Annotated in this window: 23 protein-coding genes; 13 read left to right on the top strand and 10 right to left on the bottom strand. The window is 70.8% G+C overall.

The features are described from left to right. The first annotated feature begins 18 nt into the window (after positions 1 to 18). The 6 genes from ACIF80_RS10565 to ACIF80_RS10540 all read left to right on the top strand — a co-directional run bounded on the left by ACIF80_RS10565 (position 19) and on the right by ACIF80_RS10540 (position 5,036). The gene (locus ACIF80_RS10565) at positions 19 to 222 is read left to right on the top strand and encodes a hypothetical protein (RefSeq protein WP_399802029.1); all 204 of its coding nucleotides are present in this window, start codon (positions 19 to 21) and stop codon (positions 220 to 222) included. A gap of 207 nt (positions 223 to 429) precedes the next feature. Continuing rightward, positions 430 to 1,086 carry an HdeD family acid-resistance protein gene (locus ACIF80_RS10560; protein ID WP_399802028.1) on the top strand — a complete coding sequence of 219 codons (657 nt, stop codon included), beginning with the start codon at positions 430 to 432 and terminating at the stop codon, positions 1,084 to 1,086. A 26-nt stretch (positions 1,087 to 1,112) separates the two neighbouring features. Next, entirely contained in the window at positions 1,113 to 2,450 is a 1,338-nt protein-coding gene (locus ACIF80_RS10555) for a hypothetical protein (protein WP_399802025.1), read from the top strand. A gap of 148 nt (positions 2,451 to 2,598) precedes the next feature. Then, a complete protein-coding gene (locus ACIF80_RS10550) occupies positions 2,599 to 3,063 on the top strand; it encodes an SHOCT domain-containing protein (protein WP_399802023.1) in 465 nt (154 codons plus the stop codon). Positions 3,064 to 3,093: 30 nt separating this feature from the next. Continuing rightward, a complete protein-coding gene (locus tag ACIF80_RS10545; RefSeq protein WP_399802020.1) occupies positions 3,094 to 3,543 on the top strand; it encodes a hypothetical protein in 450 nt (149 codons plus the stop codon). Between the two features lie 95 nt (positions 3,544 to 3,638). Beyond that, positions 3,639 to 5,036, top strand: coding sequence for a diacylglycerol/lipid kinase family protein (locus ACIF80_RS10540; protein ID WP_399802018.1), 1,398 nt, complete (start codon positions 3,639 to 3,641; stop codon positions 5,034 to 5,036). Positions 5,037 to 5,308: 272 nt separating this feature from the next. Here the strand turns inward: ACIF80_RS10540 and ACIF80_RS10535 are convergent, their stop codons facing one another. Both ACIF80_RS10535 and ACIF80_RS10530 read right to left on the bottom strand, forming a co-directional pair. After that, positions 5,309 to 5,896 carry a hypothetical protein gene (locus tag ACIF80_RS10535; protein WP_399802667.1) on the bottom strand — a complete coding sequence of 196 codons (588 nt, stop codon included), beginning with the start codon at positions 5,894 to 5,896 and terminating at the stop codon, positions 5,309 to 5,311. After that, positions 5,788 to 6,012, bottom strand: a complete 225-nt coding sequence (locus ACIF80_RS10530) for a trehalase-like domain-containing protein (protein ID WP_399802015.1) — start codon at positions 6,010 to 6,012, stop codon at positions 5,788 to 5,790. Before ACIF80_RS10530 ends, ACIF80_RS10535 begins: the two co-directional genes overlap by 109 nt. A gap of 372 nt (positions 6,013 to 6,384) precedes the next feature. Here ACIF80_RS10530 and ACIF80_RS10525 point away from each other — a divergent pair, with 372 nt between their 5' ends. Then, complete coding sequence (locus tag ACIF80_RS10525; protein ID WP_399802014.1) at positions 6,385 to 6,633, top strand: hypothetical protein; 249 nt, start codon at positions 6,385 to 6,387, stop codon at positions 6,631 to 6,633. Positions 6,634 to 6,764: 131 nt separating this feature from the next. On the opposite strand, the gene ACIF80_RS10520 is transcribed toward ACIF80_RS10525, so the two are convergent. The 3 genes from ACIF80_RS10520 to ACIF80_RS10510 form a co-directional block, all read right to left on the bottom strand. Beyond that, positions 6,765 to 7,496, bottom strand: a complete 732-nt coding sequence (locus tag ACIF80_RS10520; RefSeq protein WP_399802012.1) for a ferritin-like domain-containing protein — start codon at positions 7,494 to 7,496, stop codon at positions 6,765 to 6,767. Positions 7,497 to 7,944: 448 nt separating this feature from the next. Further along, positions 7,945 to 9,012 carry a nitrous oxide reductase family maturation protein NosD gene (locus ACIF80_RS10515; RefSeq protein WP_399802010.1) on the bottom strand — a complete coding sequence of 356 codons (1,068 nt, stop codon included), beginning with the start codon at positions 9,010 to 9,012 and terminating at the stop codon, positions 7,945 to 7,947. Between the two features lie 265 nt (positions 9,013 to 9,277). Beyond that, on the bottom strand, positions 9,278 to 9,658 hold the full coding sequence (locus ACIF80_RS10510; RefSeq protein WP_399802007.1) for an STAS domain-containing protein: 381 nt from the start codon (positions 9,656 to 9,658) through the stop codon (positions 9,278 to 9,280). Between the two features lie 162 nt (positions 9,659 to 9,820). Here ACIF80_RS10510 and ACIF80_RS10505 point away from each other — a divergent pair, with 162 nt between their 5' ends. After that, positions 9,821 to 10,300: an ATP-binding protein gene (locus ACIF80_RS10505; protein WP_399802005.1), complete on the top strand. Its 480-nt coding sequence runs from the start codon at positions 9,821 to 9,823 to the stop codon at positions 10,298 to 10,300. Between the two features lie 67 nt (positions 10,301 to 10,367). Here ACIF80_RS10505 and ACIF80_RS10500 read toward each other — a convergent pair whose 3' ends face one another. The 4 genes from ACIF80_RS10500 to ACIF80_RS10485 all read right to left on the bottom strand — a co-directional run bounded on the left by ACIF80_RS10500 (position 10,368) and on the right by ACIF80_RS10485 (position 13,508). After that, a complete protein-coding gene (locus ACIF80_RS10500; protein WP_399802002.1) occupies positions 10,368 to 10,847 on the bottom strand; it encodes a DUF6098 family protein in 480 nt (159 codons plus the stop codon). Positions 10,848 to 10,962: 115 nt separating this feature from the next. Further along, positions 10,963 to 11,154, bottom strand: a complete 192-nt coding sequence (locus ACIF80_RS10495) for a hypothetical protein (RefSeq protein WP_399802000.1) — start codon at positions 11,152 to 11,154, stop codon at positions 10,963 to 10,965. A 200-nt stretch (positions 11,155 to 11,354) separates the two neighbouring features. After that, a complete protein-coding gene (locus ACIF80_RS10490) occupies positions 11,355 to 12,596 on the bottom strand; it encodes a cytochrome P450 (protein ID WP_399801997.1) in 1,242 nt (413 codons plus the stop codon). Between the two features lie 78 nt (positions 12,597 to 12,674). Further along, on the bottom strand, positions 12,675 to 13,508 hold the full coding sequence (locus tag ACIF80_RS10485) for an SDR family NAD(P)-dependent oxidoreductase (protein ID WP_399801995.1): 834 nt from the start codon (positions 13,506 to 13,508) through the stop codon (positions 12,675 to 12,677). Between the two features lie 170 nt (positions 13,509 to 13,678). On the opposite strand from ACIF80_RS10485, the gene ACIF80_RS10480 reads away from it, so the two are divergent. From ACIF80_RS10480 to ACIF80_RS10460, 5 genes are all read left to right on the top strand, one after another. Next, on the top strand, positions 13,679 to 13,906 hold the full coding sequence (locus ACIF80_RS10480) for a DUF5133 domain-containing protein (RefSeq protein WP_399801992.1): 228 nt from the start codon (positions 13,679 to 13,681) through the stop codon (positions 13,904 to 13,906). Between the two features lie 706 nt (positions 13,907 to 14,612). After that, entirely contained in the window at positions 14,613 to 14,816 is a 204-nt protein-coding gene (locus ACIF80_RS10475) for a cold-shock protein (protein ID WP_004986771.1), read from the top strand. A 278-nt stretch (positions 14,817 to 15,094) separates the two neighbouring features. Continuing rightward, a complete protein-coding gene (locus ACIF80_RS10470; protein ID WP_399801990.1) occupies positions 15,095 to 16,594 on the top strand; it encodes a DEAD/DEAH box helicase in 1,500 nt (499 codons plus the stop codon). A gap of 116 nt (positions 16,595 to 16,710) precedes the next feature. Beyond that, complete coding sequence (locus ACIF80_RS10465) at positions 16,711 to 17,115, top strand: CBS domain-containing protein (protein ID WP_399801989.1); 405 nt, start codon at positions 16,711 to 16,713, stop codon at positions 17,113 to 17,115. Between the two features lie 58 nt (positions 17,116 to 17,173). After that, positions 17,174 to 17,500, top strand: coding sequence for an SCO5918 family protein (locus ACIF80_RS10460; protein WP_399801986.1), 327 nt, complete (start codon positions 17,174 to 17,176; stop codon positions 17,498 to 17,500). A 285-nt stretch (positions 17,501 to 17,785) separates the two neighbouring features. On the opposite strand, the gene ACIF80_RS10455 is transcribed toward ACIF80_RS10460, so the two are convergent. After that, a complete protein-coding gene (locus tag ACIF80_RS10455) occupies positions 17,786 to 18,124 on the bottom strand; it encodes a MerR family transcriptional regulator (RefSeq protein ID WP_399801983.1) in 339 nt (112 codons plus the stop codon). Between the last annotated feature and the right edge of the window lie 720 nt (positions 18,125 to 18,844).

Genomic DNA, 18,844 nt, shown 5'->3' with positions numbered 1-18,844 from the left:
TCCGTGGAGGGGCCGCTCGTGCGTTACGAGATCCGAGTCGAGGGACACCTGTCGGAGGCGCTGGCGAACGCGTTCCCGGAGCTGGACCACGTGGTGATGTCCGGCCAGACCGTCCTGTTCGGCACGGTCGTGGACGAGGCGCACCTGTACGGGCTGCTGACGCGCTGCCAGTCGCTGGGGCTGCACGTCACGGAGATGCGGCAGCTGCCGGACCGACCGTGACGGGCGGTGTGTGCCGACCCGGCCCCCGCCTCGGGGCCGGCCGTGCCCTCTCACCGCCTCGGTGACGTCGCCGGATCACCCGGGGTGGGTGATCCCGGCACCGGTGGCGGGCGGGAACCTGGGGCGGTCAGGTCCTCTCACTCCGCCACTCACCCACTGTCCCGTCGCCGGTCCGGAAGCGACCGCCCGATCTCGTGAGGAGGAGCCATGGCCTTGTCGCGTGATGCGTCGACCGCGGGCCGGGAACACCGGCCCGACGGTGCGGCCCCCGGTCCGATGGGCGATCCCGCACACGTACTCGACCGGCTCGGCCGTTCCTGGACCTGGCTCCTGGGCTCGGCCCTCGCGACGCTGGTACCGGGCGTCCTGATACTCGTCTGGCCGGAGGGAACCCTGCACGTCCTGGCCGTCCTCATCGGCCTGTATCTGCTGCTGACCGGAGCGTTCCGGTTCGTGACCGTCTTCGCTCGTCAGGGGCACGAACGACTGCCCGGCCTCCTGCTGGCCGTGCTGTACGTCCTGGCAGGGGTGCTGTGTCTGCGCAACCCGCTGCAGACGATCGCCGCGCTCTCACTGATCGTCGGGGTCGTCTGGCTGGTGTCCGGCATTCTCACCCTCTATACAGCCCTCGCAGCCGAGGACCTGCCGCACCGCGGCATCGTTCTGGGGGTGGCGGTGCTCACCATCGTCGCGGGGATCGTGGTCCTCGCCCTGCCGACCGAGTCGGCCCGCGCCCTGACCCGGCTGCTCGGCCTCTGGCTGGTCCTGCTCGGTACGGCCGAGGCAGTGGTCGCCCTCGCCTGGCGGGCCGCGCTCCGCAGGGCGCGGCCCCGGGGGCCGGGCACACCCGCCGCCACGTCCTGACCGCCACCGCCGCGGGAGGAGCGACCATGGCCCCGGCCACTGCCTCCGGTCCGCCGGAGCCCGGCGGGCCCGCGAACCAGCCGCCCGCCCTCACCACCGGCGAACGTGCGGAATACGAGCGTCTGCGCCGGCACGCGGCAATACGTCACCGGCGCACACGCCTGGCCTGCTCCTCGGTCCTGCTCCTGTCGGCCCTGCTGCTCGCGCCCCTGGCCGTCGTCGCGGCCTGGGTCCAGGACACCGTCTCCGACACCGACCGGTACGTGGAGACCGTCGCGCCGCTGGCGTCCGAGCCGTCCGTGCAGGAGACCGTGACCGACCGGCTCACGAACCGTGTGGTGGCCCAGGTGGACGTGAGGGCGGTGACGGATTCGCTCGCCGACATTCTCCGGGACGCCGGGGCACCACCCCGTGTCGTGAACGGGGCCGAGTCCCTGGAGGCTCCGCTGCACGAGGCCGTGCGGTCCGTCGTGGAGCGCACCGTCAGCCGTGTCGTCACCAGCGACGCCTTCCGGCAGGCGTGGGAGAGCGCCAACCGGCGGTCGCACGCCGCGGTGGTGACCATGCTCACCGGTGACGGCACGGGTGCCGTGCGCGCCGAGGGCGGCACCGTTCAGCTGGATGTGGGAGAGGTCGTCGACCAGGTGCGGGAGCGGCTCGTCGACGCGGGCTTCGACAAGGCCGCCGCGATCCCGGACACCGACCGGACGGTCACGCTGTTCGAGACGGAGCAACTGGGCAAGGCGCAGGACACGATGCGGCTGCTGGACGTCGTCGGCGTGTGGCTGCCCCTGATGACCGCCGTCCTCGCCGCGCTCGCCGTGTGGACCGCCCCGGCGCACCGCGTGATGCTGATGATCACTGGGGCGGGCGTCGGCGTGATGACGGTGGTGCTGCTCGTCGCGCTGGCCGTGGCCCGACGGGTCTACCTGGACTCGGTCCCGCCCGCGACGCTGCCGCCCGACGCGGCGGCGGCGATCTACGACACGTTCGTCCGCTTCCTGCGCGACAGCACGCGCACCCTGCTGGTCGTCTCGGTGATCACGGCACTGGTGGCGTACCTGTACGGTCCCGGACGCCCCGCCCGCACCGTCCGCACGACGGCGCAACGGGGTACGACGGCCGCCGGCCGGGCACTGCGCCGCGCCGGAGTGCGCACCGGGTCCACCGGACACTGGCTGGCGGACCATCAGGCGTGGACCGTCGGCGGCGTCTTCGTGGCCGGGGCGCTGGCGCTGGTGCTCTGGAACCACCCCACGGTCGGAGCGGTGGTGCTCGTCATCGGCGTCGTCCTGGCCGTCCTGGTGGGCCTGGCGGTCCTCGCGGCCGCCGCACCCCGTGGCCGTGAGGAGTCCGGCCCCTGATCCGAGGGCGGGAACCTGTCCGCCGAGGGCGCCTCACTCGGTGCGCACGCTCACCCGCGCCGGGTGAGGCCGCCCGGTGCTTGCCGTGGGCACGCTGAAGACGGCACAGAACCGCTGCCGGGCGAGCGCCCGGAACGGAGGACGGACAATGAGCTCACAGACCTACCTGGCGTACGACTACCCGCTGCTGAACGCCTTCTGGACCATGCTCTGGTTCTTCCTGTGGATCATGTGGTTCATCCTGCTCTTCCGGATCATCACCGACATCTTCCGCGACGACCGGCTGAGCGGCTGGGCGAAGGCCGGCTGGCTGGTGTTCTGCATCGTCCTGCCCTTCCTGGGCGTGTTCGTCTACGTGATCGCCCGCGGCAAGAACATGGGCCGCCGAGAGGTCTCCCAGGCACGCGCGCAGCAGGAGGAGTTCAACGCCTACATCAGGCAGACCGCGGCCGGCGGCCGGTCCAGCAGCGTGGACGAGCTCGCCAAGCTGTCCGAGATCCGCGACCGCGGCGCCATCACGGACGAGGAGTTCCGCCGGGCGAAGGAACTGGTCCTGACCGGCCACGGCCCGGCGGAACACTCGGACTCCACCACCCGTGCCCCCGGTCGCTGAGCACCCGCACACCACGAAACGAGGCGCAGGATGACCGCGACACCCACCCGTCCGGCACCCACGGCGAGGCAGGAATGGGCAACCGGCCTGACCGTCTTCGCGGCCGTGATGCTCTTCCTCGTCGGCCTGCTCGACATCCTCCGGGGCATCATGGCCATCGCCGAGGACGACATCTTCGTCACGACACCCCACTACGTGTTCGAGTTCGATCTGACCAGTTGGGGCTGGATCCACCTCGTTCTGGGCGTGATCGCCGTGATCGTCAGCATCGGACTGCTCCGGACCGCGACATGGGCGCGCGTCACCGGCGTGGCCATCGCCGGACTCGTCATCATCGCCAACTTCCTCTCCATGCCGTACTACCCGCTGTGGTCGGTCGTGATGATCACCATCTCGGGCTTCATCATCTGGGCCCTGTGCGTGGTCCAGCGCGGCAACCTCTCCGACCTGTCCGGGGAGCGCTCACCGCGCACCGTGTGAGGCAGCCCCGGCACGGCGCGGGCGGCGTGAGAAGAGAAGGCCGGCACGTGCCCGAGAGCGCGAGAAGAAAGGGCCGGCAGGTGGAACGGCACAGAGTGGAACGGCACAGAGGTGACACGAGGGGATCGGCCGCGGCAGGGGCCGCGACCGCGCTCGAAGGCGGTGCCGGACGGGCCCGCCTGGCCCTGCTCGCCCTTCTGGGAAGCATCCTGGTGCCGCTCGTCGTCGCCGGTCTGCGGAGCGTGCTGTGGGTACTGGTCGGCATCGCAGGGCTCGCGCTCGCCGCCGTCGGCGTGTGGTGGGCCCTGGCACACACGGGTGTGCTCCGTGTCCTCGGGGCAGTCCTGTCCGTGGCCGCACCGGTCACCGTGCTCGCCCTGTACGCCGCGTTCGGCATGCTGGGGCCGGCCCTGGTGTCCCTGGCCCTGTGGGCGCTGGCCGTCACGGCGGCACGTACGGCCCCGGCACACGGTCACACCCTCTCCGGACGGACTGCCGTCAAGGAACCCCACGCCCCCTGGATCCTCATGAATCCGCGCTCCGGCGGCGGCAAGGTGGGCCGTTTCCAGCTGGCGGAGAAGGCCCGGGCGGCGGGCTGCCGGGTGGTTCTGCTCGACGCGGGCCAGGACGTCGTCGAGCTGGCCCGGCAGGCCGTCGCCGAGGGAGCCGACCTGCTGGCGGTGGCGGGAGGCGACGGCACCCAGGCGCTGGTGGCCGAGGTCGCGGCGCGCCACGACCTGCCGTTCGTGGTGATCCCCGCGGGCACCCGCAACCACTTCGCCCTCGATCTCGGCCTCGACCGCGACGATCCGGCTGCGGCCCTGCAGGCCCTGACCGACGGCGTCGAACTCCGCATCGACCTCGGGTACGCCGCGGACCGGGTCTTCGTCAACAACGCCTCGTTCGGAACGTACGCGTCCGTCGTCACCGACCCCGCGTACCGGGATGCCAAGGCGCGCACGACCCTGCGCACCCTCCCCGGTCTCCTCACCGGCGAGGACGCGCTCAGGCTGCGGATACGGGCCGGCCGGACGCACATCGACGGACTCCAGGCGCTGCTCGTCAGCAACAACCCCTACGGACGTGCCGTCGACGCGGCCCGTCCGGGGCGCAGGGAGCGGCTGGACTCGGGGCTCCTCGGCCTGGTGTGCGTGCGGGTCGGCAGCACCACTGAGGCGGCGCGCATCGTGCGCGGTCCGCGCTCCGGGGGGCTCGTCCGGCTGAACGCCGAAGAAGTCGTCGTCGAAGCCGGCACGGACACCCTCCCGGTCGGCATCGACGGAGAACACGTCGTCCTGCCGTCACCCGTCGTGTGCCGCAGCGCGCCCGGTGCACTCCGGGTCCGCGTGCCGCGCCGCCGCCCTCACACGCTGCGAGGCAGCGGAGCGACGGCCGACTGGCCGCTCGTGGCACGGTTGGCGCTGGGCCGTCTGCTCCCGGGAAGAGGCACAGCTCCGGTCTCCGGCGCCGGGCTCGATCGCCCAGCGAGGTGACGGCCGGATCCGGGGAGGCGATGTATCCGGTCCCCGTGGTCGTTCGCGCCCCCTGGAGCCGCACACAAGACGGCCGGTCCGCGAAGTCGAAGCGGGAGCCGGCCGAGAAGCCGGCCGCGCGCGGCAGGGAGGATCGGCTCCGGCCCTTGAGCCGGCTCAGGGGCCGCGGTCGGCCACCGGGCGGATGAAGAAGGTGCTGCTCTGCGCGGAAGACTCGCGCCATCGCGCCATCGCGTCATCGCGTGAATCCCGGCACGTCCCGAGCAGCAGCCTCACCCCGGCAGGGTGAAAGCACCAGGGCGTGGAGTCTTCGGGGTGCCGGGCCCCCTGCCCCGGGGAAGGAGTGCCGCCGCGGCGAGGCCGATGCAGGCCAGGGTGATCATGGCGGCGGCGTAGGCGCCCTTGGTGAGACCGGCGACGAGGATGGTGCCGGCGATGGCCGTGCCGAAGGACGAGCCGAGGTGGGACACGCTGCGGGAGAGGCCCGAGATCTCTCCCTGCTGTTCCTCGGGGAAACTCGACTGCACGACGTTGACGTGCGGGGCTCGGCCGTAGTCGAAACGCGGCTGGCAGCTGAGCGCGAAGGGGAGGCTGCCCCGTACGACCCGTGCGACCCTCACCAGCCGGTGCACGTCCGTCGGGGCCGGGGAGTCGATGGGCGCCATGAAGTCGGCCACCTCACCGACCCCACCCGGCGCCATGAACCGGGTGACCAGGACGGCGGTGTCGGACAGGTACAGCTGCCGAACGGTCAGCCCGCCGCCGTCCGGGAACTCCGCGGCCGGACGGCAGTGCCCCCTCGCTCGCTGTCCAGGAGCGAGGCGAAGATGCTGGGCGAGTCGAAGCGGGGCGTACACCACCAGTCGATGGTTCCGCCGGACGACACCAGTGCGGCGGTCTGGAGATCGCCGACCATGCCGTGGTCCGCTATGGGCGGGTACCGGTCCACGTGATCTCCCTGCTCCGTCCGACGCATGAAGCTGCTCGGACAGGTACACGGCTGCGTGCCCTGTCCACGCCAAGTGTTCGACAGGACCGTGGCCGTCACCTCACCCTCGGCGGGTGAAAGGGAAGCGGGCACGCCCTGGGCACTTCGCTGAAGCCGTGCTCGACACCGATGGATCAGGACCCGGCTCGCATCCGTCCCGACCTTCCGGGCGGACGGTCACAGCCGTGCGCCCCTGCACCTCTGCCCGGCCCGACGCACGCTCCCGCCCCTCACATCGTCGGGATGCGCCACGCGCGGAAAGGCGCGACCGGCCGCCGCGCCCGCATGGTGCCCTCGGTGGCGCGCCCTGTACGGAGAGAGGACGCTGGACGCGAGGGCAACCTGAGGGAGAGACACCCCATGACCCGGACCAAAGAGCACAAGGCCCATACGCCGTTCCTTTCCCGTCCCGGCGTCCGCCGTCTCGCACCGTTCGTTCTGATCACCGCGATCGCTCTCGTCTTCATCTTCGAGAACCGCGCGCACGTCGAGATCCGCCTTCTCATCCCGATGGTGACCATGCCCCTGTGGGGTGCCCTCCTCATCGCCTGGGGACTCGGCATGCTCGCCTGTGTCTTCACCGTGCGTCGACGGTCGAACCGGCGCTGACGACAGCCGGGGCGAGCCCTTGCGCCGTCCCGCTCCCCGCCGGCCCTCGTTCGAGTCGGGCCCGACCGCGTGCGGCCTTGCCCCGGGAAACCCCCTGATGAGACGGGTGGGAAGCAGTGGGCTGTCCGTTGTCAGCCCGCGCTCGTCCACGCGTCGGGGCGGGACGCCAGCACCGCGGAGACGACCGCGCCGGACGAGGCCGCGGCATCGGCCACGAATCGCAGGCGTCCGATGCCGAGCCGTCGCAGCGCCGGACCGTGGTCGGCGGCGACGACGAGGGCGACCGTGAGCAGAAGAAGCCGCCACAGGGCCATCACCGGGCGGCGTGTTGCGCGGGGCAGCTCTGCCAGGGAGGCGTGCAACCGCTCGCAGTGGAACGGGACGTGGCGCTGCTCGTCGGACAGGATCCGTCCCGCCACATCCGAAGTGAGCGGGTCGTCGGTCCCGTCGCGCAGGGCCCGGTAATAACGCAGTGCCACCACTTCCGCGATCATCAGCACCAGCAGCTCCATGCGCAGGCCCATGAGACGCCGCAGCCGTACGAAGATCGTGTCGCTCCAGTGCCCGGCCAACGTCGGTATGTGCCCCGCAGCCAGCAGACGGGCCAGCAGACGGGCGTGGTTCTGCTCCTCGGCGACGAAGAGCCGGACCGCCTGCGCGTAGTCGCCGTCACCGGCCTCGTCCGCCTTGCCCACGAGGTTGGCGCCGTCACCGTCCTCGCCGACCTGGAAGCGCTGGACACTGGCCCACACCGCCGGATGCAGCGTCGCGCCTCGCCCCCAGTCCGGGTCCCCCTGGGCGCGCCTGCGTTCGCGCTCGTCCTCGAACCGCCGTGTCCACTTGCCGAAGCCGCCCGTGTGCACCCGGTCTCCCCTCCCCGGGGCACGACCACCGTGCCCCGGAGAGAGACGACGTCGGCGGACGCCGAACCGTTCCACTGCTGCCCGGCGCCGCGGACTTCACAAGTCCACACCCCCGCACCGCGCAAGAGACCTGTAGGCCATCTCGTGAACAGCCACTTCTCACATGCGGGTCGACGTCGATGCCGGTGAACGACGGCGCACCGAAGCATCCGGAGCCGGGTCGGCCCTTCGTCGTTCCGGGCGCCGTGCCCCGCACGTGCCACTGCGTCCGCCCGGTGCTCCCTCCGGAGGAGCCCCGCCCACGCTGCTCCCACTGTCCCGGATCACGGCGCCGAGCCGGTCGGCGATGGTCCGGTCGCTGGTCATGTGCCGGCGGGTCAGCGCGGCCCGCGAGCTGCTGTGGCCCGTCCGCGTCGTCGGCCGCCCCGGGCCGCCGCGGCCCGGCCGGTCAGCAGGTGCCGGCCGGTTCGGAGGTCTGGCAGACGTTGTTGATGAACTTGTTGTCCTTCCCCTTCTCGTCGCGGGTGGCCAGGTCCGCGGGGAGGTTGCCCAGCACGAGGTTGTCGCGGATGAGGTTCCGCTCGTTGGGGACGTCGTCCATGCTGCCGAACACGACGATCCCGCCGGAGTACGGCGAGTCACCCACGTTGCCGCGGACCGCGTTCTGCGTCACCAGTACTTTCTCCGTACCGACGAGGACGATGCCGACCCCTTGGAGGTGGGGCAGGCGCGCGGCGGCGGGGCAGTACTCGTTGTTCTCGTAGACCGCGTTGCGGCGGACGGTCAGGTCGCCCACCGTGCGCGGCAGCACGACGAAGACGCCTGCGCAGTTCTCGGTGACGACATTGTGCTCGACGGTGAGGTTCCCGAGCCGACGGGTGGTCATGCCGATCCGGTTGCCCGTCAGTCGGTTGCCGCTGATCACCGTGCCGTGGGTGTCGAAGGTCTTGCTCTCCGCGTCGGCCTCGAACACGTTGGCGGTGTAGAGCCCGGCGTCGCCGTTGCCGCTTGCGGTGTTGTAGCGGAACGAGGCGCGGGTGGAACGATCCTGCGCGATGCCCCACTGGCCGTTGTCCCGGGCGGTCACCCGGTGGACCTTCAGCTGGTCGGTGCGCGTGGCCGAGACACCGTTCTTCTTGAACCCTTCGACGGTCAGCGACTGGATCCGCGCCCCGGTGACGGGGTGTTCGTCCGTGCCGGTGACACAGATGCCGTTCCCCGCCTCCGCGCACGCACCCCGTGCCTCCTCGTCCTTTCCGGGCACGATCACGGTCTGCTCGCCCGCGCCCCGGAGGGTCAGCGGTTTGGTGATCGTGACGCTTCCGCGGTAGGTGCCCCGCGTCAGGACGATGGTGGCTCCGGGTGCGGCCGCGTCAACGGCCTTCTGGACGGACTGGCCCGGAGGGACCACTTGCTCGGGTCCACTGCGGGCGGAGGCGGCCGGAGCGAGGGCACCCATGCCGACGACGAGGGGTGCGATGGCGCAACTAAGGCACGTGACCTGGTATTTCCTCATGAGCCCGACGTTATGGGCCACCCCGCAAGGCCGCCACTCTTGGCAACCATATGGATACGGAAAGCCGCCGATCGGGCGTGTTCCCCGGCTCCGCCGGCGACCGCCCGGCCGGGACAGGGACGCGGCAGGGCCGGGACCGTGACCGCACGGGGTGCGGACCTGAGGTCCGGCTGGCATCCGCAGGGGTCGTCGTGGACGTGCGCAGGGACGGACCGCGTCGGATCCCGGCCTTTCCCTGGTCCGGCGTCAGGGGAGGTGCGAGTGGTTAAGGGGCGAGGGCCTGGCTCAGGTCGGGGTAGCAGGTGATGAGGCCGTCGACGCGGACGAGTTGCAGGACGCGCAGTACGGGGGTGGTGGGTGCGGCGATCCGGATCCAGCCGTCGGCCGCGGTGACGTTCTTGTAGGCGGCGATGAGGATGTTGATGCCGCTGGAGTCCATGAAGGGGACCCCGCTCAGGTCGATGACCACGCGGGGCCGGTCGGCTGGGAGTGTGTCCAGGGCCTGCCGCAGTTGTCCGCAGGTGTGGTGGTCGATCTCCCCGGTCGGGTGGAGCACGCGGATGCCGTCGGTGGTCGTAGTGGTCGCGACCGACAGTCCGCCGGGCTGTCCGGCTCGTTCGCTGTCCGGTACTGATTCCTCGGCCATGTCGGTGATACTTGCACATCAGACCTTCCGCCCGAAGTGCCGCCCCCACGGCCAGGACGATGCTCCGCCGCCGGGGAGGGGAAACCGGCGGGGGCGCAAGGCGTGTACCAGTGCGAACTCGGGTATGCGCGGGGGTGCGAGCCGGGAAGCGAAGGCGATTGGATGGAACCTGTGCCCATGGGCGAGGACGGAGCCACGCCGGACCGGCCGGCCCTGCAGACCACGGTGGCTCTGGGCGGGGAGGGCGCGCCCATCGCCCGGGCTCGCCACCTCGCCACGGACTTCCTCACCCGGATGCGGGCCGAGCACGGCCTGCGGGTCTCGCAGCGCGCCCTGGACCTGACCCAGCTGGTGGTCAGTGAGCTGGTCACCAACGCACGCAAGTACGCACCGGGCCCCGTGCTGATGGACCTGCGCATCGCGGGCGGCATGGTGGAGGTGGTGGTGTGGGACTCCGAACCGTTACTGCCGATGGCCCGGGCCACCGATGCCGAGCGAGTGGGGCAGCACGGGCTGGAGATCGTCATGGCCGTCGTGCAGAGTCTCGCGGTCCAGCGCGAGCCCGTCGGCAAACGCGTCACCGCCCGCATCGCCCTGCTCGACGACCCGGTCGGCAGCATCGCCGAACCGGAGCCCATGTGACGGTTCGACCATGCTCAGGGAGGTCCCCAGCACGCCAACAGCAAACGGACCGCCGTCGCCGAGGCGGTCAACGCGCGCCGGGGGTACCTCCACCCGGCCGCCGAGCCTGCCCCATACGCTCCATCGGGCCCCAGGGGCCGGGCTGCTCCTCGATCACTCCCACCGCCTCGTCGATGACCGCCGCAGCGATCCAGGCCAGCGGCTCCACATGATCCACCAACGGTTCGTTGTCGGGGCCCCGCCCGCTCTCCTGGCCGCGCAGTAGCCAGGGCCTCACGCCGTTGCCCCGATGGCGGGGCAGGTGGCAGTAGTCGTAGAGGCGGCGGGCGACCCAGATCCGTACCGACCGGTCCTGCCACCAGGGCTCGATGTCCAACGAGTTGGCGGACAGCCCGGGCAGAGGCACACCGGTGAGTTCGTCACGGCTGGACGTACCGCGCAGGTCGGTCTCCGGACCGAGTGACCAGCGGATGTAAAGACGACTCCGCCGACGGACTTTGTCGGCGACCTCATCAAGAGTGTGCAGAGTGGTCAGCGCCGTGAGCATTCTCGCGTTTCTTCCGGAAGAATCGGTGGGGCCCGGACCGGACAACCGGCAGGTGCTTTGAACTCACCGGTTGCCGGGGCAGGGGAACTGGTCCATCACTCCCTGTGGAGCCTCTTCACTCCGGGTGGTCAGGGCGCTGTGCGGGAGGCGTGCCGCCGCCCTCGCCGCCACCCTTGTCACCACGGTCCGTGCCGTGGGCCGGGGTCCCGTGCTGGGACTCCTGCGACGCCTTGAGCTCCCGGCTGTCCTGCGGTGTGCTCGCGCCCTTGTCACTGCGCCGCATCTCCGGCTGTTGTGGATTCGACATCGCTCTTCGGCCTCTTTCCCGGTTCGGTTCGGTTCGGTTCACGGTTCGGTTCGGCGGTTCTGCTCGTTCGTCCCGCGCATCAGCGCGGGTAGCCGGACGGTTCCGGTGCCAAACACGCGAAACGTCCGAGCCGCATGACGAAACCCTGTAGGCCACCAGGGGGAAGGATGCTCATCCGGAAGGTCCCGAGAGCGGGTGGCTCAGGGGTGCGGGGTGGCGGTCGGCTGGATGATCATTCCGCTGCGGGGGCGCGTGGGGATGCGGTTCAGGGGGATGGTCAGGTCCTGTGCCGGGACCTCGTAGCGCAAGTCGGCCAGCCGCTGCGACAGCGTCTCCAGGATGCCCACGGTCATGGCCTCGCCCGGGCAGCGGTGTCCGGTGCGGGCGTCCGCGCCGCCCTGCGGGATCAGCACGTCGCGGCCGGGCGGACGCTCGAGGAAACGCTCGGGACGGAAGGCGTACGGGTCCTTCCACAGGCGTTCGTCGTGGTTCTGGCCGTAGACGTCCAGGAGTACGAGTCCGCCCTCCGGGACCTTCCGGCCCTGCCAGGTCAGGTCGGTGACGGCCTGACCGCCCAGGAAGGGGGCGAAGGGGTAGAAGCGGCGGACCTCGTGGGCGAAGGCGGTGGCGAACGCGGCGTCGCCCGACCTCAGCCGCCGCCCGTTCTCGGGCCACCGGTGCAGCGCGTGCGCGGCGAAGGCGACGAACCAGCTGAGCGCCACCGTGGGCCGGACGACGTTGAGCAGTTCCACCGCGGCGACCCGAGGCGTCAGCTCGGCGCCGGAGGCGTCGCGGTGGCGGCAGACACGCTCCAGCACGGAGTCCGCCGGCGCCCGGACCACTCCGGACCTGACCTCGGTCACCAGCTCACCGAACCGCTTCTCCTGGCGTGAGCGGGCCCGCCTGGCCCGCCAGTGCCGGGCGCCGGGGGTGGCGAAACCGTCCACCATGGCCAGCAGATCCCGCGCCAACGGTTCTTCCTCGTCCTCGGCCAACGGGACACCGGCCCAGCGGCAGACACCCCGGGTGATCACTCGGCCGACGGCGTCGAAGAGCACCACGTCCGCCTGCTTCCGCCAGCCCGGTACCGCCTCGTCCCAGGCGGCGGTGATGTGCTCCGCCGAGCCCGCGACCGCGTCGGCCTCCAGCAGGGGAAGGAAGAAGGACTTGCGGGACCGGTGGGCATCGCCGTCGAGCGTATGGACCGCCCCGTGGCCGAAGAGCGTGCTCACGACCGGGCCGGGGAGGGCGCCGTGGCGCCGGACGTGCTGTTCGTCGTAGAAGAACCGGACCGCCTCGGGCCCCCGCACGGCCAGGGCCGGGTGGCCGAGGAGGCGCAGGTTCAGGGCGGTGTCACCCTCGGCACGCATGAGGTCGGGCAGCCAGGCGTATCCCTCGGTCAGCAGGGCCAGGGACTCGGGAACCAGTCGGTGGGGACTCATTTCCGTGGAGTGCCCGGGACGAGCACGGCGACACAGCCGCAGTCGCAGTCGCAGTCATAGCCGCAGTCACCGTCACCGTCACGACCGACGATGGCCGGGACCGCTTCGCTCCTGCCGTCCGGACTCCTTGCCGGTTCCGGGTTCCGCCAGTTTCCGGTGGGCCGCCGCCTTGACCCCGTCGGGGATCACCTTCCCGGCCAGTCCCTGCGCCTTGGCCTTCAGCGACCCGGTGACGACCTTCTTCTCGCCCTCCACGATGGCCTTGAACGCCTGCTCGGCGACCTGCGCGGGATCGTCCTTCTTCATGGTGCCGATCCGGGTGTCGTCCGCCATTCCCGCCCGGCGGAAGAAGTCCGTCTCGGTCGCGGCCGGCATGAACGAGGTGATCGTCACGCCGGTGTCCCGTACCTCCTCCCGCAGCGCCTGGGCGAAGGACTGCACGAACGACTTGGACGCGTTGTAGACGGGCTGGAAGGGACCGGGCATCGTCGAGGCGACGGACGAGGTGAAGGCGAGCCTGCCCGCACCACGCGCCACCATGGCCCGCAGCAGTGGCTTGGCCAGCCTGACGGTCGCGGTGATGTTGAGATCGATGACCGCCTGGTCGTCGGCGGGATCGGTGTCCACGAAGGCGCCGCCCTGGCCGACCCCCGCGTTGAGGGCGGCGACGTCCACCGTCAGCCCGTCGAGCGCGGCCAGCACCCTGTCCACGTCCTCACCGGTCAGGAGATCGGCGCGCACCGCGCGTACCTCCGCGCCGGTCGCCCGCAAGCTCTGCGCGGCGGCCTCCAGCTGTTCGTCCTCGGCGTTCACCACGAGGTCGTAGCCGTGTTCCGCGAACTGCCGGGCCAGTTCGTATCCGATTCCCCTGGACGCGCCGGTGATCAGGGCGAGGGGTCGTGTGTCAGTCATGCCGGCCGGGTATCCGGCGCGCCCCGGGCCAAGCCCCGTCCACCGACTGAGCCCTCGCCGGTCCCACGGGCTCCGGCCGCTCTCTCGGAACATACGGGAATAGCGGCCGGAGGCCGGGGCAAACGGTCCGTGTACGACCCATGTGAGTGGTGGTAGAAGGGATACTTCCGATGCTCATGGCACACCCGGACGTGCTGAAGAACCTGATCGAGCAGTACGAGACGCTGCGCACGCTGCATGCCGAGAACGGCAGCGAGGAAGCACGTCGGCGCATGGATGACGTCGCCTACACCCTGTGCGTGTCCACCGGTACCCGTGACATCGACTCCGCCCTCGTCGCCGCTCGCCACAGGCTGCCCGGAGCCCGCGCCACCGACGACGCCCTCGTCGCCACCTGACTCCACCCGACTGCTCCCGCCTCGGACCTTCAGCCGGTGCCTTCACCGAGCCATCGGACCGCGCCGGCGGGCCGGTTCCGCTGAAGTGGGCGACCGCACATCACCCGCTCGACACCTTGGCGGCCCGACGACGCGCGGAGCCGGCGGGGCTCGTACGCCGGCTCCGCGCCCGGAGCGAGGAGCTCTCGGCGAGGTACCGCCGCACGTGGCCGGCCGGCCTCCAGGACCTGTCCGTGGCTGAACCGCTCCGCAGGGTTCGCCGGTGCCTGCGGAGCGAGGCCGCTCCGGCACGGGGCCGGGATGCACCGGCCCCGGCACTGGCACCAAAATTGGTCCCGGCACACCGCTGTTCGCCTTCACCGGTCCGGATTTTCGTCCTCGTGACCGGAGTCGGTATTTACGGACCAGCGGGGTCCGGACACCATTATATCTGTATCCGCGGAGTGAGAGTTTTACGGAACCGTGCGGACAGTTTCCTTGCAGTAACGACCGGAGCGGAATTCCTCAGCGCACACGGACCGCGGCAACGTGCTACTGTCTATCTCAGTTGCAGTTGTGGTTCCCGAATTCCAAGTTCTTCTCGGTCGGCGTCTTCGCCACTGGAAGTGCCTTTTGGCACCGGTTCTTTTCCGGCGGGGTGATCATCGCGGCGACACGGCATCCGTACAGTGCGGGTGCCGACTCACTGCCCCGAAGGAGATATGACATGGCTACTGGCACCGTGAAGTGGTTCAACGCAGAAAAGGGCTTCGGCTTCATCGAGCAGGACGGTGGCGGCGCGGACGTGTTCGCCCACTACTCGAACATCGCCGCCCAGGGCTTCCGCGAGCTGCTCGAAGGCCAGAAGGTCAGCTTCGACATCGCGCAGGGCCAGAAGGGCCCGACGGCCGAGAACATCGTTCCCGCCTGACGTCGACGCACACTTACAGCTGGGGCCCGCATCCTTCGGGGTGCGGGCCCCAGCTGTATGCACGTCCCGCAGTGGTTTTCCCTGCGGGACGACTGCGGGAATCCGCGGAATTACATCCACGGATTCCCTTTCCGAGGGAGGCCAGAACCTCCCCTCTCAATCACATCGTGGCGCACCATTTGTTTTCGCGCCCCATTCGGCCCGTTCTTGCAATTCTCCATGCTGCTCACTGCTGCGGGAATTCCTTGATATGTGCCGCATCAAGGAAGGTCCTCCGCATGAACCGCACACGCACGAACGACCGATCCGCCCGCACTTGGAACGGCAGCGCCACTCCCGGGAAGAACGGCAAACGGTTCGGCTCGGGCTCATCGTCCCCGGGCCGCTCCGGCGGACCGGTGCGTTCCAACGGTCCCAGCCGCCGCCCCGCCGCGCTGCAGGGTGAGTTCGCCCTCCCGAAGACGATCACCCCGGCGCTGCCCGCCGTGGCGAGCTTCGCCGATCTCGACATGCCCGCGGAGCTGCTGGCCGCGCTCGGCTCGCAGGGCGTGACCGTCCCGTTCCCGATCCAGGGCGCGACGCTGCCGAACTCCCTCGCCGGCCGTGACGTCCTCGGCCGGGGGCGCACCGGTTCCGGCAAGACCCTCGCCTTCGGGCTGGCCCTGCTGGCCCGTACGGCCGGACAGCGCGCGGAGCCCGGGCAGCCGCTGGGGCTGATCCTCGTCCCGACGCGTGAGCTGGCGCAGCAGGTCACCGACGCGCTGACGCCGTACGCCCGCTCCGTGAAGCTGCGCCTGGCCACGGTCGTGGGAGGGATGCCGATCGGCAGGCAGGCCGGCGCGCTGCGCCGCGGCGTCGAGATCCTCGTCGCCACCCCCGGCCGCCTCAAGGACCTCATCGAACGCGGCGACTGCCGGCTGGACCAGGTCCTGGTCACCGTCCTCGACGAAGCGGACCAGATGGCCGACATGGGCTTCATGCCGCAGGTCACCGCCCTGCTCGACCAGGTCCGCCCCCAGGGTCAGCGCATGCTGTTCTCCGCCACGCTCGACCGCAACGTCGATCTGCTCGTGCGCCGCTACCTGAGCGACCCCGTCGTGCACTCCGTCGATCCGTCGGCCGGCGCGGTCACGACGATGGAGCACCACGTGCTCCACGTCCACGGCGCCGACAAACACGCGGCCATCACCGAGATCGCCGCACGCGACGGCCGCGTGATCATGTTCCTGGACACCAAGCACGCCGTCGACCGCCTCACCGAGCACCTCCTGAACAGCGGGGTGCGGGCCGCCTCCCTGCACGGGGGCAAGTCGCAGCCGCAGCGCACCCGCACTCTGACGCAGTTCAAGAACGGGCACGTCAGCGTGCTGGTGGCGACCAACGTCGCCGCGCGCGGCATTCACGTCGACAGCCTCGACCTCGTCGTCAACGTCGACCCTCCGACCGACCACAAGGACTACCTCCACCGCGGCGGCCGCACGGCCCGCGCCGGCGAGTCCGGCAGCGTCGTCACCCTGGTCACCCCGAACCAGCGCCGCGCCATGACCCGCCTCATGACCATGGCCGGCATCGTCCCGCAGACCACCCAGGTCCGGGCCGGTGCGGAGGCCCTGCACCGCATCACCGGCGCCCAGGCCCCCTCCGGTATCCCGGTCGTCATCACCGCACCGGTGGTCGAACGCCCCAAGCGCGGCACCACCTCACGCGGCCGGCGCCGCTCCGTCCCGGCGGCCCGGCGCGCGCCCGCACAGCGGTCCGTCTCCGGCGCGGCAGCCTAGAACCCGGAACCCGGGCTCCGGGACCCAGAACGCGGGTCCCGGTGCCCGGAACCTCGCATCCAGAACCCGGAACCGTCCTGATCAGGAAGCCGACCCATCTCTGCAGGAGGCACCTCTTGACGCTGGTCCAGATGCATTCCCGCTCAACGAGCACCGACGCCGCGCCCAGGACGGTCGCCGATGCCATGGGCGCGGCCGGGCCCCAGGTCTGGGACGACATGACCGTCGAGGTGGCGCTGTCCGTCATGACCGCCGCCCGCACGGGTCACCTCGTCGTCTGTGACGAGGACGGTCAGTGCACCGACCTGGTCACCCGGGCCCGGCTCACCGCCGTGCGGGAGAGTTCCGGATACACCGACCGGGTCCGCCTGCGCGACATCTCCGACGACGGCGGACTCTTCGCCTCGCCGCCGACTCCGGTGGCCGAGGCCGAGCACGCGATGCGGCACCGGCGGCTCGGGGTCCTGCCCGTGGTCGACGACCGCGGCAACGCCCTGGGCGTCCTCACCCTCTCCCGCTGAACCGCCTCACCACGGCCGGTTCCCCCCTTCCTCTCCTTTCCTCTCCTTGTGAGGCATCGTGCGCTGTGTCATCGCCCGTTTTCCGTTCGAGCTCACCAAGGCCGGCGTGCTGGAGTCGATGAAGGGCGTCAAGCCCGAGCCGGTCACCGGCGACTCCGTGATCATCGGACGCCGCCACTACCCCGCCAAGCAGGTCGGTCAGGTCATCACCCGCCAGGACCGCCGTGATTTCAGCGGCGGTGAAGTCCTCAGGGCCATGACCCAGCTCGGCTTCACCTGCCGCACCGCTCCCAAGGCAGCGGAGACCGCAGAGGCGGCAGCCGCGAAGATCGTCGACCCGCTCCAGCGGGCTTCCGCGCTGCTCGGCGCCCCCCTGTCCATCTGACCGGCGGAAGAAACTGCGAGCCGGTGCCAGGACAGCAGTGAGGGCGCAGGGGGTGCCTTGTGAGCCGCAGCCTGCGTGACGTGAGCCGCAGCCTGCGCGACCGGCACCTCGCGTGCGGGTCGGACGACGGGAGTCGGAGCAGCGACTGCCGGTCCGAAGGCCGCCACGGCGGCACCGCCACGCGTCTCCCCGGGCCGCCGTCCCGGGCCGGACGGCGACGCCCGGCCTGACCGGCGGCTGTCGGCCACGGGCCCGGTGGGGCTTTCGTTCGCTGTGAGGTACAGGTCAGACGTCCGCCTTGTGGCCGGCCCCGACATCACCGCTTCGCAGTTCGTCGTTGATGCGCTGGGCCTCTTCGAGTTGGTCCTCCAGGATGATGATGCGGCAAGCCGCCTCGATGGAGGTGCCCTGGTCAACCATCTCCCGGGCGCGGGCGGCGATACGCAACTGATAGCGGGAGTAGCGGCGGTGGCCGCCCTCGGAGCGCAGTGGCGTGATCAACCGGGCTTCGCCGAGAGCCCGCAGGAAAGCGGGCGTGGTACCGAGCATCTCCGCCGCCCGCCCCATGGTGTAAGCGGGGTAGTCGTCGTCATCGATGCGGTCGAGCGGTGTGTCTGCGGTCATCTGCACCTCTAATGGGGGAATGCGTCGAGGGGCCTTGGTGCCGTACGGCACCAAGGCCCCGAGGGATTTGTAACACCATCGACCGGCTTACTGCGAGGCCGGCCTTCTGTTTCCGCATCTGCCCCCGACGGGGGGCGGAGAGTGCGGGGATCGCGGATGCGTGACCGTGGGACCACCTTCCGTTCCGGGGCCTGCGGTACCCGAGCGAACCGTTCTCGCCCGGGCGATCCTGATGGCGTCCGCCTCCTTTTCTCTTCCTTCTGACAAACCTCTTGGTCCTGCGGGTCCTGCGTACTGCCGGCAGCCCTTATGAGGCCACCCGGCCCGGCGATCAGCGAGGGGACCCAAAGCCTACTCCGGCCCCACCACTCCACCGCCGTGCCACACCTTTTGTTCCGTGCGGGCAGTTCATGTCTGCCGCGCCTCGCTGACTTCCTGGCTACAGCAGACACATTAAGCCCCTCGTGGCTGCATGTCTACATCAGCCAGGACAGATTTCAGCCCGTGCGAGTGAAAGGTTCCGGCTCCGACGTCGGTCCGCCACGTGCGCCTTGCCGTCGCCCCGAAGGCGGACCGGGGGGGGGGGGGGGGGGGGGGGCGGGGGGGGGGGGGGGGGGGGGGGGGCGGGGGGGGCGGGGGGGCGCGGGGGGGGGGGGCCCCCCCCGCGCCCCCCCGGGGAGGGGAGGTGCCGCTCGGCTCGGATCCGGCCGTGCCCCCCCC

This window comes from Streptomyces sp. NPDC085927 (genome assembly GCF_044540975.1).
Lineage (GTDB): Bacteria > Actinomycetota > Actinomycetes > Streptomycetales > Streptomycetaceae > Streptomyces > Streptomyces hirsutus.
The sequence above is the reverse complement of the archived record's forward strand: the minus strand, read 5'-3'. Positions and strand labels throughout refer to the sequence as shown.

What these genes read in the sequence shown, in the direction of transcription:
- ACIF80_RS10560 (WP_399802028.1), top strand. Translation starts at nt 430, where the DNA reads ATGGCCTTGTCGCGTGATGCGTCGACCGCGGGCCGGGAACACCGGCCC.
- ACIF80_RS10555 (WP_399802025.1), top strand. Translation starts at nt 1,113, where the DNA reads ATGGCCCCGGCCACTGCCTCCGGTCCGCCGGAGCCCGGCGGGCCCGCG.
- ACIF80_RS10550 (WP_399802023.1), top strand. Translation starts at nt 2,599, where the DNA reads ATGAGCTCACAGACCTACCTGGCGTACGACTACCCGCTGCTGAACGCC.
- ACIF80_RS10545 (WP_399802020.1), top strand. Translation starts at nt 3,094, where the DNA reads ATGACCGCGACACCCACCCGTCCGGCACCCACGGCGAGGCAGGAATGG.
- ACIF80_RS10530 (WP_399802015.1), bottom strand. Translation starts at nt 6,012, where the DNA reads ATGCGTCGGACGGAGCAGGGAGATCACGTGGACCGGTACCCGCCCATA.
- ACIF80_RS10525 (WP_399802014.1), top strand. Translation starts at nt 6,385, where the DNA reads ATGACCCGGACCAAAGAGCACAAGGCCCATACGCCGTTCCTTTCCCGT.
- ACIF80_RS10515 (WP_399802010.1), bottom strand. Translation starts at nt 9,012, where the DNA reads ATGAGGAAATACCAGGTCACGTGCCTTAGTTGCGCCATCGCACCCCTC.
- ACIF80_RS10510 (WP_399802007.1), bottom strand. Translation starts at nt 9,658, where the DNA reads ATGGCCGAGGAATCAGTACCGGACAGCGAACGAGCCGGACAGCCCGGC.
- ACIF80_RS10505 (WP_399802005.1), top strand. Translation starts at nt 9,821, where the DNA reads ATGGAACCTGTGCCCATGGGCGAGGACGGAGCCACGCCGGACCGGCCG.
- ACIF80_RS10500 (WP_399802002.1), bottom strand. Translation starts at nt 10,847, where the DNA reads ATGCTCACGGCGCTGACCACTCTGCACACTCTTGATGAGGTCGCCGAC.
- ACIF80_RS10495 (WP_399802000.1), bottom strand. Translation starts at nt 11,154, where the DNA reads ATGTCGAATCCACAACAGCCGGAGATGCGGCGCAGTGACAAGGGCGCG.
- ACIF80_RS10490 (WP_399801997.1), bottom strand. Translation starts at nt 12,596, where the DNA reads ATGAGTCCCCACCGACTGGTTCCCGAGTCCCTGGCCCTGCTGACCGAG.
- ACIF80_RS10485 (WP_399801995.1), bottom strand. Translation starts at nt 13,508, where the DNA reads ATGACTGACACACGACCCCTCGCCCTGATCACCGGCGCGTCCAGGGGA.
- ACIF80_RS10480 (WP_399801992.1), top strand. Translation starts at nt 13,679, where the DNA reads ATGCTCATGGCACACCCGGACGTGCTGAAGAACCTGATCGAGCAGTAC.
- ACIF80_RS10475 (WP_004986771.1), top strand. Translation starts at nt 14,613, where the DNA reads ATGGCTACTGGCACCGTGAAGTGGTTCAACGCAGAAAAGGGCTTCGGC.
- ACIF80_RS10470 (WP_399801990.1), top strand. Translation starts at nt 15,095, where the DNA reads ATGAACCGCACACGCACGAACGACCGATCCGCCCGCACTTGGAACGGC.
- ACIF80_RS10455 (WP_399801983.1), bottom strand. Translation starts at nt 18,124, where the DNA reads ATGACCGCAGACACACCGCTCGACCGCATCGATGACGACGACTACCCC.